11 protein-coding genes are annotated in these 14,182 nt (G+C 73.5%); 8 read left to right on the top strand and 3 right to left on the bottom strand.

Going from position 1 to position 14,182, the window contains the following annotated elements; all coding sequences use genetic code 11:
- The first annotated feature begins 197 nt into the window (after nucleotides 1-197).
- The 5 genes from JKV81_RS23795 (at nucleotide 198) to JKV81_RS23815 (ending at nucleotide 7,996) form a co-directional block, all read left to right on the top strand.
- Complete coding sequence (locus JKV81_RS23795) at nucleotides 198-2,405, top strand: molybdopterin oxidoreductase family protein (RefSeq protein WP_202077700.1); 2,208 nt, start codon at nucleotides 198-200, stop codon at nucleotides 2,403-2,405.
- A 121-nt stretch (nucleotides 2,406-2,526) separates the two neighbouring features.
- The gene (locus JKV81_RS23800; protein WP_202077702.1) at nucleotides 2,527-3,951 is read left to right on the top strand and encodes a CitMHS family transporter; all 1,425 of its coding nucleotides are present in this window, start codon (nucleotides 2,527-2,529) and stop codon (nucleotides 3,949-3,951) included.
- Nucleotides 3,951-5,249, top strand: a complete 1,299-nt coding sequence (locus JKV81_RS23805) for an MFS transporter (RefSeq protein WP_202077704.1) — start codon at nucleotides 3,951-3,953, stop codon at nucleotides 5,247-5,249. The genes JKV81_RS23800 and JKV81_RS23805 overlap by 1 nt, the downstream gene beginning before the upstream one ends.
- Before the next feature lie 241 nt (nucleotides 5,250-5,490).
- The gene (locus tag JKV81_RS23810; protein ID WP_202077706.1) at nucleotides 5,491-6,885 is read left to right on the top strand and encodes an aldehyde dehydrogenase family protein; all 1,395 of its coding nucleotides are present in this window, start codon (nucleotides 5,491-5,493) and stop codon (nucleotides 6,883-6,885) included.
- A gap of 31 nt (nucleotides 6,886-6,916) precedes the next feature.
- Nucleotides 6,917-7,996, top strand: a complete 1,080-nt coding sequence (locus JKV81_RS23815; protein ID WP_124279555.1) for a Zn-dependent alcohol dehydrogenase — start codon at nucleotides 6,917-6,919, stop codon at nucleotides 7,994-7,996.
- 73 nt (nucleotides 7,997-8,069) lie between these two features.
- Here JKV81_RS23815 and JKV81_RS23820 read toward each other — a convergent pair whose 3' ends face one another.
- The 3 genes from JKV81_RS23820 to JKV81_RS23830 are packed head-to-tail and all read right to left on the bottom strand — an operon-like array spanning nucleotide 8,070 to nucleotide 10,467.
- Nucleotides 8,070-9,008 carry a DMT family transporter gene (locus tag JKV81_RS23820; RefSeq protein ID WP_129261660.1) on the bottom strand — a complete coding sequence of 313 codons (939 nt, stop codon included), beginning with the start codon at nucleotides 9,006-9,008 and terminating at the stop codon, nucleotides 8,070-8,072.
- Nucleotides 9,009-9,052: 44 nt separating this feature from the next.
- Nucleotides 9,053-9,778 (bottom strand): ArsR/SmtB family transcription factor, encoded by a 726-nt coding sequence (locus JKV81_RS23825; protein WP_129261658.1) that lies wholly within the window; start codon nucleotides 9,776-9,778, stop codon nucleotides 9,053-9,055.
- A gap of 14 nt (nucleotides 9,779-9,792) precedes the next feature.
- The gene (locus JKV81_RS23830) at nucleotides 9,793-10,467 is read right to left on the bottom strand and encodes a TetR/AcrR family transcriptional regulator (protein WP_129261656.1); all 675 of its coding nucleotides are present in this window, start codon (nucleotides 10,465-10,467) and stop codon (nucleotides 9,793-9,795) included.
- Between the two features lie 65 nt (nucleotides 10,468-10,532).
- Here JKV81_RS23830 and JKV81_RS23835 point away from each other — a divergent pair, with 65 nt between their 5' ends.
- The 3 genes from JKV81_RS23835 to JKV81_RS23845 all read left to right on the top strand — a co-directional run bounded on the left by JKV81_RS23835 (nucleotide 10,533) and on the right by JKV81_RS23845 (nucleotide 14,182).
- Nucleotides 10,533-11,684, top strand: coding sequence for an acyl-CoA dehydrogenase family protein (locus JKV81_RS23835; protein ID WP_129261654.1), 1,152 nt, complete (start codon nucleotides 10,533-10,535; stop codon nucleotides 11,682-11,684).
- 102 nt (nucleotides 11,685-11,786) lie between these two features.
- Complete coding sequence (locus tag JKV81_RS23840; protein ID WP_129261652.1) at nucleotides 11,787-13,034, top strand: hypothetical protein; 1,248 nt, start codon at nucleotides 11,787-11,789, stop codon at nucleotides 13,032-13,034.
- The gene (locus JKV81_RS23845) at nucleotides 13,022-14,182 is read left to right on the top strand and encodes a hypothetical protein (RefSeq protein WP_129261650.1); all 1,161 of its coding nucleotides are present in this window, start codon (nucleotides 13,022-13,024) and stop codon (nucleotides 14,180-14,182) included. Before JKV81_RS23840 ends, JKV81_RS23845 begins: the two co-directional genes overlap by 13 nt.

Below are 14,182 nucleotides of genomic sequence, written 5' to 3' on the forward strand. Positions count from 1 at the left end.
CCGGCGGCAGGCGCTGGCGCGGGGCCCCCTCCCCGGCGGCCCGGTCTCCGGGGACGGGGCAACGGGCCGCCCCCAGACCCTCGCCAGCATCCGTACCGGTCGGTATGCTCGGTCCGCCGGGAGCCCGCGCCCGCCGAGCGCGCCGCGGGACGCCGGTTCACGCCCGCGCGCCACCGCTGCCGCCCCGGGGAGGGCCCGTGTCCCACGATTCCCGTACCGCCCTGCGTGTCTGCCCGCTCTGCGAAGCCACCTGCGGACTCACCCTCACCATCGAGGGAACGGCGGTCACCGGCGCACGCGGTGACCGCGAGGACGTCTTCAGCAAGGGCTTCATCTGCCCCAAGGGCGCCTCGTTCGGCGGGCTGGACGCCGACCCCGACCGGCTGCGCACCCCGCTCGTCCGCACGGACGGCGTCCTGCGCGAGGCGACCTGGGACGAGGCCTTCGACGCGATCGCGGCGAGGATCCCGGCCCTGGTCCGGGAGCACGGCAAGCAGGCCGTCGGGGTCTTCCTCGGCAACCCCAACGTGCACACGATGGCGGGCGGGCTCTATCCGCCGCTGCTGCTGTCCACGCTCGGCACCCGCAACGTCTTCACCGCCAGCACCCTGGACCAGATGCCCAAGCACGTCTCCAGCGGGCTGCTCTTCGGCGACGCCCACGCCATCCCCGTACCTGACCTGGACCGCACCGCCCATCTGCTGCTGATCGGCGCCAACCCGCTGGAGTCCAACGGCAGCCTGTGCACCGCCCCCGACTTCCCGGGCAAGCTCAAGGCGCTCCGCAAGCGCGGCGGGACCCTCACCGTCATCGACCCGCGCCGCACCCGCACCGCGCGGCTCGCCGACCGGCACGCCGCCATCAGGCCCGGCACCGACGCCCTGCTGCTCGCCGCGCTCACCCAGGTCCTCGTCGAGGAGAAGCTCGCCGACCCCGGCGCGCTCGCCGACCACATCGAGGGGTACGACGAACTCGCCGAAGCCGTCGCGGACTTCACTCCCGAGGCGGTCGCCGGGGCCTGCGACCTGGACGCGGACACCATCCGGGCGATCGCCCGGGAGCTGGCCGCCGCCCCCGCCGCGGCCGTCTACGGGCGCATCGGGAGCTGCACCGTCGAGCACGGCACCCTGGCCAGCTGGCTCGTCGACGTACTCAACATCCTCACCGGCAACCTCGACCGCCCCGGCGGCGCCCTCTTCCCGCTCTCCGCCACCGCCCGCGCCCCGCGTGCCGCCGCGCCCGGGAAGGGCTTCGACCTGGGCCGCTGGAGCAGCCGGGTCTCCGGGCACCCCGAGGCCAAGGGTGAACTGCCCGTCGCCGCGCTCGCCGAGGAGATCGAGACACCCGGGCAGGACCGGATCCGGGCGCTCATCGTCATCGCGGGCAACCCGGTGCTCTCGGCGCCCGACGGGGACCGCCTGGACCGGGCACTCGCCGACGGCCTCGACTTCATGGTCAGCGTCGACCCCTACCTCAACGAGACCGCGCGCCACGCGGACGTCGTACTGCCCCCGCCGCCGCCCTCCCGGAGCGCCCACTTCGACTTCGCGTTCAACTCCTTCGCGGTCCGCAACCAGGTCCGCTACAGCCGCCCCGCCGTCCCGCTGGAGGAGGGCGGGATGGACGAGAGCGAGATCCTCGCCCGGCTCGTCCTCGCCGTCGGCGGCAACCACGGCGCCCCGCCCGAGGCCGTGGACGACCTGATCATCACCACGACGCTCGCCAAGGCCGGCCTCCCCGAGTCCCTCGCCGGCGAGCTGACCGGCGACACCGGGGCCGAACGGCGCCTCGACCTGATGCTCCGCCTCGGTCCGTACGACCTCACGCTGGACCGGCTCCTCGCGCATCCGCACGGGATCGACCTCGGCCCGCTGGAGCCGCGCGTCCCGCAGGTGCTCAGGACCCGCAGCGGCCGCATCGAGCTCTTCCCGGCGCCGATCGCCGCCGACCTCCCCCGGCTCCGCGCCGCACTCGGCGCGCGGCCCGCCGGACTCGTCCTCGTCGGCCGCCGCCATCTGCGGTCCAACAACAGCTGGATGCACAACGTCGCCTCGCTGCGCGGCGGATCGAACGTCTGCACCCTCCAGATCCACCCCGACGACGCGGCCCGGATCGGACTCGCCGAGGGCGACACGGCCCGGATCACCGCGGCGGGCGGCGAGGTCGAGGCGCCCGCCGAGATCACCGACTCGGTACGGGCCGGGGTCGTGAGCCTCCCGCACGGCTGGGGCCACAGCCGGCCGGGCACCCGCATGTCGGTCGCCGGGTCGGAGCCGGGCGTCAACGTGAACCAGCTCCTGGACGGCACCCTCCTGGACCCGCTGTCCGGTACCTCGGTGCTCAACGCCGTCCCCGTCTCCGTGACCCCGTCCGCAGCCGACGCCTCTCTAGCATCGGCTCGTTGACCTGGGGTTTTGCTCGTATTGCTCACACGTCAACATCTTGTTAACGCTGCTTCAGGGCCCCTAACGTCATCCGGACCGCCGGCACCGGTGAGAGTTCAAAGGTGAACGTTAGGTATCCCATATGTTGACAATCCTCGGATTCGCCATGATCGCGACCTTCCTGGTCCTGATCATGATGAAGAAGATGTCGCCGATCGCGGCGCTGGTCCTGATCCCCGCCCTGTTCTGCGTGGCCGTAGGACAGGGCGCGAAGCTCGGTGACTACGTCATCGAGGGCGTCGGCACCCTCGCGCCGACCGCGGCGATGCTGATGTTCGCCATCGTCTACTTCGGCGTGATGATCGACGTCGGCCTGTTCGACCCGATCGTCCGGGGCATCCTGCGCTTCTGCAAGGCCGACCCCATGCGGATCGTCATCGGCACGGCGCTGCTCGCCGCCGTCGTCTCGCTGGACGGAGACGGCTCCACCACCTTCATGATCACGGTCTCGGCGATGTATCCGCTCTACAAGCGGCTGAAGATGAGCCTGGTCGTGATGACCGGGGTCGCCGCCACCGCGAACGGGGTCATGAACACGCTGCCCTGGGGCGGCCCCACCGCCCGCGCCGCCACCGCGCTCAAGGTGGACGCGGCCGACATCTTCGTACCGATGATCCCGGCCCTCGCCGTCGGGCTCCTGGCCGTCGTCCTGCTCGCCTGTGTCCTGGGCCGCCGCGAGCGCAAGCGGCTCGGCATGCTCACCCTCGACGAGGCGCTGGTGACCGAGCCCGAGACCGTCCTGGTCGGCGCGGGAAGCGGAGCCGGCGGCGGTGGTGACCGGCTCACCAAGGCCCCGAAGAGCGGCAGCTCCGGCACCGCCACCGGTGGTGCGGAGGACACCGAGGACGGGGATGGGGACGAGGAGTTCAAGGGCCTCGACCCGCACCGGTCCACGCTCCGCCCCAAGCTCTACTGGTTCAACGCCGGCCTCACCGTCGCCCTGCTGGCCGCGATGATCCTGGAACTCATGCCGATCCCGGTGCTCTTCCTGCTCGGCGCGGCCCTCGCCCTCACCGTCAACTTCCCCCACATGCCCGACCAGCGGGCCCGGATCGCGGCCCACGCCGACAACGTGCTCAACGTCTCCGGCATGGTCTTCGCCGCCGCCGTCTTCACCGGCGTGCTCACCGGCACCGGTATGGTCGAGCACATGGCGGACTGGCTCGTCGGGGCGATCCCCGACGCGATGGGCCCGCACATGGCCATCGTCACCGGTGTGCTGAGCCTTCCCCTGACGTACTTCATGTCCAACGACGGCTTCTACTTCGGAGTTCTGCCCGTGCTCGCCGAGGCCGGCGCCGCCCACGGCGTCTCCCCGCTGGAGGTCGCCCGCGCCTCCATCGTGGGACAGCCGCTGCACATGTCGTCCCCGCTCGTGCCCGCCGTCTACGTCCTGGTCGGCATGGCCAAGGTCGAGTTCGGCGACCACACCCGGTTCACCGTCAAGTGGGCCGTGCTCACCTCGCTGGTGGTCCTCGGCGCGGGCGTCCTCTTCGGAATCATCTGATGCCTCCGGAACCACGGCCCGGCAGGGGCTGGCTGCTGCGCCTCGTCATCGCCTTCGCCTTCGCGCAGGGGGCCGTGTCGATGGCGCGGCCAGCCGTCTCCTACCGGGCCCTCTCCCTGGGCGCCGACGAGCAGGCCATCGGCGTCATCACGGGGGTGTACGCGCTGCTGCCGCTCTTCGCCGCCGTACCCCTCGGCCGGCGGACCGACCACGGGCGCTGCGCACCGCTCCTGCCCGTCGGGGTCCTCCTGATCGGCGGCGGCTGCGCGCTCAGCGGCACCTCCGGCTCCCTCCCGGCGCTGGCCGCCTGGAGCGGGGTCATGGGCCTCGGCCACCTCTGCTTCGTGATCGGCGCCCAGTCGCTCGTCGCCCGGCAGTCGGCCCCCGCCGAACAGGACCGCAATTTCGGCCACTTCACCATCGGCGCCTCGCTCGGCCAGCTCATCGGGCCGATCGCCGCGGGCTACCTCATCTCCGAGCGCGACGGCGCCATGGTCCGTACGAGCGCCCTCGCCCTGATCGTCTCCGCGGCCGTCGCCGCGGTCTCCCTCACCTCGCTGTGGCGCATCGAGCACCGCGCCGCCCCGGGGGCACCGCGGGGGACGGACCGGAAGGTGCCGGTGGGCGGTATCCTGCGCACCCGCGGAGTCCCGGCCGGCATCTTCATCAGCCTCGCCGTGCTCTGCGCCACCGACATCCTCACCGCCTACCTGCCGGTGGTCGGCGAGAACCGGGGCATCGCACCCGCCACCGTCGGCCTGCTCCTCAGCCTGCGGGCCGCCGCGACCATCGCCTGCCGGCTCGTCATGACACCGATGCTGCGCAGGGTCGGCAGGGCCGCCCTGCTCTCCACGACCTGCCTGCTCGGCGGCCTCCTCTGCGCGGCCGTCGCCCTGCCCGTCCCGGTATGGGGGCTCGCCGTGATGCTCGCCGTGCTGGGCTTCTGCCTGGGGGTCGGCCAGCCCCTCTCGATGACCACCGTCGTCCAGGCGGCCCCCGCGGACGCCCGCTCCACCGCGCTCGCCCTCCGGCTCACCGGGAACCGGCTCGGCCAGGTCGCGGCCCCCGCCTCGGCCGGCCTGATCGCCGGAGTCGCGGGCACCGCCGCGCCGTTCGTGATGCTCGGCGCCCTGCTCGTCGGCGCGGCGGGCCTCGGGCTCCGGCGGGGCGGGGCAGGGGCAGGGGCAGGGGCCGGGAGAGGGACCGGGACGGTCGACAAGGTCCCGGCCCCCGGTACGGCGCCGGCTCCAGGAGCCCAGGAGGTACGGGCGCCCGCCGCCGAGCGGGACCCGGCCTGAGAAGGGTTCCGGCCTGACAGAGGGACTCGGCCCGGCACGGGTTCCCGCCCCGCGCTTCCCGTCCCGCCCCGGGACATCCCCGGCCCGCCGTGCGAGGGTGGCCGGAGGCCCTGCGTGACCTGTGTCTCCAGCCGTTCCCTGGCGCCGAAAAACTAACAGCGCTAGTTTGGGCCCGGGACGGCATCCGTCCGTACGACGCACGGCTTCGGCGGCAGGCACAGCGAGCCCGGGAGGGACAGCCATGAAGGCGCATGACGGGATGTACATCGGCGGGGAGTGGCGGCCCGCCGCCGGCCAGGACACGATCGCGGTCGTGAACCCGGCGGACGAACAGGTCATCGGACACGTCCCGGCGGGCACCGCCGAGGACGTCGACGCCGCGGTACGCGCCGCACGCGCCGCCTTCCCCGGCTGGGCGGCCACCCCGCCCGCCGAGCGCGCCGCGCGGATCACCGCGCTGCGCGACGTGCTCGCCGCCCGCAAGGAGGAGATCGCCGAGACCGTCACCGCCGAGCTGGGCTCGCCGCTGCCGCTGTCCCAGGCGGTGCACGCGGGCGTACCGGTGCTGGTCGCCGGCTCGTACGCCGAACTGGCCGCCTCGTACTCCTTCGAGGAGAAGCTCGGCAACTCCACCGTCCTGCTGGAGCCGGTCGGCGTCGTCGGCGCGATCACGCCCTGGAACTACCCGCTCCACCAGATCGTCGCCAAGGTCGCCCCCGCGCTCGCCGCGGGCTGCACCGTCGTCCTCAAGCCCGCCGAGGACACCCCGCTCACCGCGCAGCTCTTCGCCGAGGCCACCGAGGAGGCGGGCCTGCCGGCCGGCGTCTTCAACCTGGTCACCGGCGTCGGGGCGGTCGCCGGACAGGCGCTCGCCGAGCACGAGGACGTCGACCTGGTCTCGTTCACCGGGTCCACGGCGGTCGGCCGGCAGATCGGGGCCACCGCGGGCGCGGCCGTCAAGCGGGTCGCCCTGGAGCTCGGCGGCAAGTCCGCCAACGTGATCCTCCCCGGCGCCGACCTCGCCAAGGCGGTCAACGTCGGCGTGGCCAACGTGATGTCCAACTCCGGCCAGACGTGCAGCGCCTGGACCCGGATGCTGGTCGACGCCGAGCGGTACGAGGAGGCCGTGAGCCTCGCCGCCACGGCGGTCGCCAAGTACGTCCCCGGCGAGCGGGTCGGGCCCGTCGTCAACGCCAAGCAGCAGGCCCGGGTGTGGGGTTACATCGAGAAGGGCATCGAGGAGGGTGCCCGCCTCGTCGCGGGCGGCCCCGAGGCCCCCAAGGACCAGGGCTACTACGTCAGCCCCACCGTCTTCGCCGACGTCACCCCCGGCATGACCATCGCGCAGGAGGAGATCTTCGGCCCGGTGCTCTCGATCCTGCGGTACGAGGACGTGGACGACGCCCTGCGCATCGCCAACGACACCGTGTACGGGCTGGCCGGCGCGGTCTGGGGTGCCGACGACGCGGAGGCCGTGGCCTTCGCCCGCCGCATGGACACCGGACAGGTCGACATCAACGGCGGACGCTTCAACCCCCTGGCGCCCTTCGGCGGTTACAAGCAGTCGGGCGTGGGACGCGAGCTCGGCCCGCACGGGCTCTCCGAGTACCTCCAGACCAAGTCCCTCCAGTTCTGATCCCCACGCCGATCCACCGAGGAGTCTGTTCGTGGTCCGCGCCGCCGTACTGCCCGCCGTCGGAGCTCCCCTGGAGATCACCGACATCGCACTCCCGGAGCCCGGCCCCGGCCAGGTGAGCGTCAGGCTCGCCGCCGCCGGTGTCTGCCACTCCGACCTGTCCCTGTCCAACGGCACCATGCGGTTGCCCGTCCCCGCGGTCCTCGGCCACGAGGGTGCCGGCACGGTGCTCTCCGTCGGCGAGGGCGTCACCCACGTTGCCGCGGGCGACCCCGTCGTCCTCAACTGGGCGCCGTCCTGCGGCGCCTGCTTCCACTGCGGGATCGGCGAGGTCTGGCTCTGTGCCGACGCGCTCAAGGGCGCGGCGAACATCCATGCCCGTACGGCCGACGGCACCGAGCTCCACCCCGGCCTGAACGTCGCGGCCTTCGCCCAGGAGACCGTCGTCGCCGCGAACTGCGTGCTGCCCGCCCCTTCCGGCATCCCGCTCGACGACGCGGCCCTGCTCGGCTGCGCGGTCCTCACCGGCTACGGGGCGGTCCACCACTCCGCCCGGGTGCGCGAGGGCGAGAGCGTCGTCGTCCTCGGGATCGGCGGGGTCGGCCTCGCCGTCCTCCAGGCCGCCCGCATCGCCGGAGCGTCGCAGATCATCGCCGTGGACGTGTCACCCGAGAAGGAGGAGCTCGCCCGCCGGGCCGGCGCCACCGACTACGTCGTCGCGTCCGACACCACACCCCGCGCCGTACGCAAGCTCACCGGCGGCCAGGGCGCGGACGTCGCCGTGGAGTGCGTGGGCCGCCCCGCCACGATCCGCGGGGCCTGGGAGTCGACCCGCCGCGGCGGCCGGACCACGGTCGTCGGCATCGGCGGCAAGGACCAGCAGGTGACCTTCAACGCCCTGGAGATCTTCCACTGGGGCCGCTCCCTCACCGGCTGCGTCTACGGGAACAGCGACCCGGCCCGCGACCTGCCGGTGCTCGCCGAGCACATCCGTGCAGGACGGTTCGACCTCTCCATGATGGTCACGGAGCGGATCACGCTGGACGGCATCCCGGAGGCCTTCGACCACATGATCGCGGGCAAGGGCGGCCGCGCGCTGGTCGTGTTCTAGGGCGTACAGGCGGGGCCGTGGAACCACGGCCCCGCACTCCGCCCAGGCAAGCCCGCGCGCGGGCCGGGCGGCCTCAGACCGCCGGCTCCTCCGCCGCCCGCGCGCGCCGCGAGCGGGTCCGTGAGACCGCCACCCCCGCCAGGCAGAGCAGCCCGCCCGCGACGGTGAGCACCGCGGGCACCTCGTCGAGGAGCAGCCAGGACATCAGCACCACCAGGGCGGGCACGGCGTACGTCGTCGCGCCCATCCGGCCCGCGGTCGTCCGGGCCAGGGCGTACGCCCAGGTGGTGAAGGCCAGCGCGGTCGGGAACACGCCCAGATAGACCATGTTCAGCGTGGCGGAGACCGGGGCGTCGGCCGCCTCGGAGACCAGGACGCCGGTGAACGGCAGGCAGGCGACCGTGCCGATCAGGCAGCCGAACGTGGTGATCTGCAGCGGGGACCCGTGCCGCAGCGCGGGCTTCTGGATGACCACCCCGCCCGCGTACGACAGGGCGGCCAGCAGGCACAGGAGTACGCCGAGCACCGACGAACTCCCGTGGCCCGACATGGAGAGCCCCACGACGACGGCCCCCGCGAACGAGACCGCCATGCCCGTCAGGAGGCGGCGGGGGAGCGCCTCCCCGAGCAGCCGGGCGCCCAGCAGCGCCATCAGGATCGGCCCCACGTTCACGACCATGGCCGCCGTACCGGCGTCGACCTGCTGCTCACCCCAGTTGAGCACCACCATGTACAGCCCGAACCAGAGCAGCCCTGAGCCGATGATGCCCGGCCACGCGGCCCGGGACGGCAGACCCTCGCGGCGTACGAGCAGGAGCGCGCCGAGCGTCAGCGTGCCCGCCAGGAGCCGGCCCAGGGCCAGCGCCCCCGGTGAGTACGCCTCGCCCGCGCTGCGGATGGAGACGAAGGCGGAGGCCCACAGGAGGACCGTGGTGCACGCGGCGGCCGGGGCGCGCCAGTCGCGTCGGGATGCGGACGGCGCGGAGGGGCGCGCTGTCGGTGTGGTCGTCATGGCCCCGACGGTAGGCCGGGAACGCTTCGGGCCCCACCGAATTGTCAGCACGCCGTGAGCGACGCCGGCTCGATGCCCAGATGCTCCGCCAGGGCGCGCTCCCCGGCGGGGGTCGCCCGGACCGCCCGGCCCGTCCCGACCCGCTCGCACCAGCCTGCGTCCAGCGCATGACGGCACAGCGCGGCTCCTGAGACACCCGCGAGGTGCGGCCGCCGCTCGGTCCAGTCCAGGCAGCCGCGCGCCAGAGGCCTCCGGGACGTGGTGCCGAGGGGGATGCCGAGCGCGCCGAACCAGTGCAGACCGTCCTCGGTCAGCGCGAAACCGGTGTCCTGCCGCAGGAGCCCGCGCTCGGTCATCGCGTCGGTGATGCGGATGCCGAGGAGCCCGGCGAGATGGTCGTAACACGTACGTCCCCGGGCCAGCGCGTGCTGGAGGCTCGACTCGCGCAGCGTGCGCGGGGGCGTACGGACCCCCGGCTGGGCGTGGGCCGCCAGCTCCTCGACCAGCTGCGCGATCCGCCCGTCGGCGAGCCGCAGATAGCGGTGGCGGCCCTGGCGCTCCTCGGTCAGCAGCCCGCCGGCCACCAGCTTGCCCAGATGCTCGCTGGCGGTCGAGGGGGCCACCCCCGCGCCCCGGGCCAGCTCGCCCGCCGTCCAGGCCCGGCCGTCGAGCAGGGCCAGGCAGAAGGAGGCGCGGGTCTCGTCGGCGAGCAGGGCCGCCAGCGCGGCGAGCCGCGGTGCGGCCGGATCGTGCGGTGTCGTACGGGCCATGGGTCCAGGATGCGTCAGGCGCCGTTCGGCGCGGGCCGAACCGTCCGGCCGGCGGCCGTCTGCTCGTACTGGAGCGCCAGACCGTCCAGCAGGGCGCGCAGCCCGGTCTCGAAGGCACCCTCGTCGACCTGCTGGCGGCGGTCGGCCAGCAGGTGCGCCTGGCCCAGGTGGGGGTAGTCGGCGGGGTCGTACGCCGTCTCGTCGTCCACGAAGCCGCGGGCGAACGAGCCGAGCGCGGAACCGGTGATGAAGTACCGCATCAGCGCGCCGATGTACGTCGCCTGGGCGGGCGGCCAGCCGGCCCGGACCATCGCCCCGAACACCGCGTCGGCGACCTTGAGGCCGGCCGGACGGCGGCCGGGCCCCTGCGCGAGCACCGGGACGATGTGCGGGTGCGCGGCGAGCGCCGCCCGGTAGGAGACGGCCCAGTCGTGCAGGGCGGCGGCCCAGCCGCGCGGGTCGGACTCCTCGAACATCGACAGGTCGACCTGCGCGGAGACGGCGTCGGCGACCGCGTCGAGGATCTCGTCCTTGTTCCGGAAGTGGTTGTAGAGCGAGGGCCCGCTCACCCCCAGCTCGGCGGCGAGCCGGCGGGTCGAGACGGCGTCCAGCCCTTCGGCGTCGACGAGGGCGCTCGCCGCCTCGACGATGCGGTCTCTGCTGAGGAGGGGCTTGCGCGGTCGGGCCATGCGGCACATAGTAGGGCCTGCAAGCCTAAAACTAGCAGTGCTAATTAAAAGTGGGGTGTCGCAGGATGAACCTGGAGCTGAGCGAGGAGCAGGAAGCCGTCCGGCAGCTCGCCGAGGACTTCGTCGCACGGGAGATCACCCCGCATGTCGTCGAGTGGGACCGCGCCGAGAGTGTCGACAAGTCGATCGTGAAGAAGCTGGGCGCCCTCGGCTTCCTCGGGCTGACGGTCCCGGAGGAGTACGGCGGCTCGGGCGGCGACCACCTCGCCTACTGCCTGGTGACCGAGGAACTCGGCCGCGGTGACTCCTCGGTGCGCGGCATCGTCTCCGTCTCGCTCGGCCTGGTCGCCAAGACCATCGCGTCCTGGGGCAGCGAGGAGCAGAAGCAGCAGTGGCTGCCGGGGCTCACCTCGGGCGAGGCGATCGGCTGCTTCGGCCTCACCGAGCCGGGCACCGGCTCCGACGCCGGCAACCTGACGACCCGGGCCGTGCGTGACGGTGAGGACTACGTCGTCAACGGCTCCAAGATGTTCATCACCAACGGCACCTGGGCCGATGTCGTCCTGCTCTTCGCCCGGACGAACGACACCCCCGGTCACCGGGGCGTCTCCGCCTTCCTGGTCCCGGCCGACACCCCCGGCCTGACCCGGCGCACCGTGCACGGCAAGCTCGGGCTGCGCGGCCAGGCCACCGCCGAACTGGTGCTGGAGGACGTCCGCGTCCCCGCCTCCGCGCTCCTGGGCCCCGAGGGCAAGGGCTTCTCCATCGCGATGTCCGCCCTGGCCAAGGGCCGGATGTCGGTGGCCGCGGGCTGTGTCGGCATCGCCCAGGCCGCCCTGGACGCCGCCGTGCGCTACGCGGGGGAGCGCGAGCAGTTCGGCAAGTCCATCGCGAGCTACCAGCTCGTCCAGGAGCTCATCAGCGACATCTCCGTGGACGTCGACGCCGCCCGCATGCTGACCTGGCGCGTCGCCGACCTCATCGACCGCGGCCAGGACTTCGCCACCGCGGCGTCCACGGCGAAGCTCTTCGCCTCCGAGGCCGCGGTCCGTGCCGCGAACAACGCCCTCCAGGTGTTCGGCGGTTACGGCTACATCGACGAGTACCCCGTCGGCAAGCTCGTCAGGGACGCCCGCGTGATGACCCTGTACGAGGGCACCAGCCAGATCCAGAAGCTGATCATCGGCCGGGCGCTGACAGGGGTGTCCGCCTTCTAGCACCCGTCCCCGCCCGTCCTGTCCGGTCAGGGAGGCGGGACCGGCCGCGCACCGCTCTGATAGCGTCCCCGGTTCGGATCGGCGGGGGAAGGTCATCACGGAATGCGCGGCATACGGGGGCGCACTTGGCTGCTCCTCGCGGCAGCGGGGGCGACGGTCCTGGCTCTCATCGGCGGGACCGCGGTGTGGTTCTCCGCCGACCGGGACCGGCAGCGGAGCGACAACCTGGAGCAACTCGGGCGCGCCTGCGCCGGTCTGCTGCCCCATGAGCGGCTGCGGGGCTTCGTCCCGGACGACAGCGCCGGCGTCCTGGAGGAGTACGGGACGATGCTCGACCCGGGCCGGGAGAGCCGGGCGCTGCTGGACTGCACGCTCGCCTGGGGCCCCGCGCGCTGGGAACCCGAGGCGCTCGTACAGGTGCGGGCCGAGGCCCTGATCGCCGCTCAGGTGGCCGCCGACGACGAGGGGTCCCCGACCGTCGGCGACTTCCCGATGCCCCTTCCGGCGGGTGCGCGGGGCGGCACCATGGCCGACGACCGGCTGAACGGCAGTGCGGTGAGCGCCTCGTTGCGGGTGGAGTGCCCCTCGGGCCTCCGCGGCAGGAGCCGGCCCGCCGAGAGTTTCCGGGTCACGGTGGACCTGCCCTCCGCGGCGGACGACGAGTACGACGTCCCCGACGCCGACCGCCTCCTCGCGGCCCGCACGGCGGTCGACGTCGCCAACTGGGTCCTCGGGCACCAGGACTGCGGGCGGGATCCGATCCGTACGAGCGCCTCGCCCCGTCAGGCCGAAGGGCCCGAGCCGACGGAGCTCTGCGCGTGGGCCGACCCTGACGAGCTCGGCTTCGCCGCCGAGGACTGGGAGTTCACCGGGGACGCGCGGTACGACGGCCGCGCCGGGTCCTGCGCGGGCCGCACCACCGGATTCGGCGTACCGGACGGCATGCCCGTCGTGGCGCTGAAGGCCGAGAGCTGGTCGGGCGAGTTCGCCCGTGGCGCGTACGAACGCCACACCTACGCGGGAACCGCCCCCGGGCAGGGCGCCAGGTCACCCGCCGCCCCTGACGGCACCGTCGCGATCAGGACGGCGGAGTTCTCCCCTCCGGCGCTCGCGCTCTGGGCCGGGTCGGTGTGCGACGGCGGCCCGAGCTACCACCGGATCGTCGTGACCCCGGGGATCAGCTTCGACGACGAGCAGGAAGTGACCGTCGAGGGGCAGGTCCGCAAGCGGTTCTCGGCGGACGCGCGCGCCGCGCTCGACCGCTACCTGGCCGCCGACGGCGGCTGGCCGAAGCGTGCGCACTGCCATGACACCAAGGTCCTGGGCGAGGTGGAGGAATGGCTCCGGTGAAGCGTTACGCGGTGGGAGCCGGGGCCGTCCTGGCCGCTCTGGTGCTGCTCGCGGGCGGCGTCGCCTGGTTCGGCGGCGGCTACGACCGCTGGCGGTCGGCCCGGCTGGTCACCGACGCGTGCGACGGTGTGCTCCCCGCCGACGAGGTCCGTGCCGTCCTCGGCGACCGCCGTCTGAAGGCCGGCAAGGACACGAGCGAGGGAAGCCTCGACGACACCACCACCTCGCTGCGGGTGACCTGCGGCATCGCGCGCGGCGCCGACCCGCATGACGGCGTGCACCCCGGCGAGGCGACGATGACGGTCACCGTCAACGGTGTGCCGACCCTCGACCGGGAGGACCGCCGGTACGAGAGCCTCTACCCACCGGTGCGCTCCACCTTGCCGCCGGCCCCTCTGGGGCAGGGCTGGAGCGGCGTGTTCGCCATGGGCCACCACTCCTCCGGTGAGGCCGAAGCCACCACGTCCGTCCTGCTGGACTGCTCACCGGGCCGCGGCGACCTGCTCGTCACCGTCGCGGTGGAGGGGAAGAAGTACCTGGACGACAGCCCCCTCGACAACCCGGAGCGCCGTACCGCGTTCGCCCGGGTCGCCACCGCCACGGCCGCCAACGCCTCCCGCCGGTGGAACTGCGACGCCGACCTCGGCGAGCCGCCGGCCACCGTGCCGCTGCCCGTGAACGAGGACGAGTACGTCGCCCCCGCCGACGCCGAGGGCGCCTGTTCCGGCGTCACCGCCCGCGGGAAGACGGTCGACCGGGTCTGGGAGAGCGGCAGCGGCGCCGCGCCGATCGAGGAATGCGTGCTCGGCGACGCGAAGGGCACGGCCTCCCGGCTCACCGCGCTGTACGGCCCCTACGCGGAGGGAGCGCGCCATGACGCCGCCGAGCACACCGGGAAGCCCCATCCGTCCGAGTCCGGACAGCGGTCGGGCGTCCTGGACGAGGGCGACTACTGGACCAGCGCCGAATGCCCCGGAGACGGCGGACCCGCCCTCTTCGGGCTGACGGGCGGGCACGACGACGAGACGCAGGAGACGGGGGCCGACCGGGCGTACGCGCTCTCCGTGCTGAAGACGTTCGCCGAGCGGTCGGCCGCGGCCCACGGGTGCGCGGCGCCCGCCGCGCCCACGGCCACCACGGCACCGTGA

This window comes from Streptomyces silvae, from assembly GCF_016745505.1.
Lineage (GTDB): Bacteria > Actinomycetota > Actinomycetes > Streptomycetales > Streptomycetaceae > Streptomyces > Streptomyces silvae.

Coding starts and splice junctions, on each gene's coding strand:
- JKV81_RS23825 (WP_129261658.1), bottom strand. CDS start 9,778: ATGGCCCGTACGACACCGCACGATCCGGCCGCACCGCGGCTCGCCGCG.
- JKV81_RS23845 (WP_129261650.1), top strand. CDS start 13,022: ATGGCTCCGGTGAAGCGTTACGCGGTGGGAGCCGGGGCCGTCCTGGCC.
- JKV81_RS23805 (WP_202077704.1), top strand. CDS start 3,951: ATGCCTCCGGAACCACGGCCCGGCAGGGGCTGGCTGCTGCGCCTCGTC.
- JKV81_RS23820 (WP_129261660.1), bottom strand. CDS start 9,008: ATGACGACCACACCGACAGCGCGCCCCTCCGCGCCGTCCGCATCCCGA.
- JKV81_RS23840 (WP_129261652.1), top strand. CDS start 11,787: ATGCGCGGCATACGGGGGCGCACTTGGCTGCTCCTCGCGGCAGCGGGG.
- JKV81_RS23810 (WP_202077706.1), top strand. CDS start 5,491: ATGAAGGCGCATGACGGGATGTACATCGGCGGGGAGTGGCGGCCCGCC.
- JKV81_RS23830 (WP_129261656.1), bottom strand. CDS start 10,467: ATGGCCCGACCGCGCAAGCCCCTCCTCAGCAGAGACCGCATCGTCGAG.
- JKV81_RS23835 (WP_129261654.1), top strand. CDS start 10,533: ATGAACCTGGAGCTGAGCGAGGAGCAGGAAGCCGTCCGGCAGCTCGCC.
- JKV81_RS23800 (WP_202077702.1), top strand. CDS start 2,527: ATGTTGACAATCCTCGGATTCGCCATGATCGCGACCTTCCTGGTCCTG.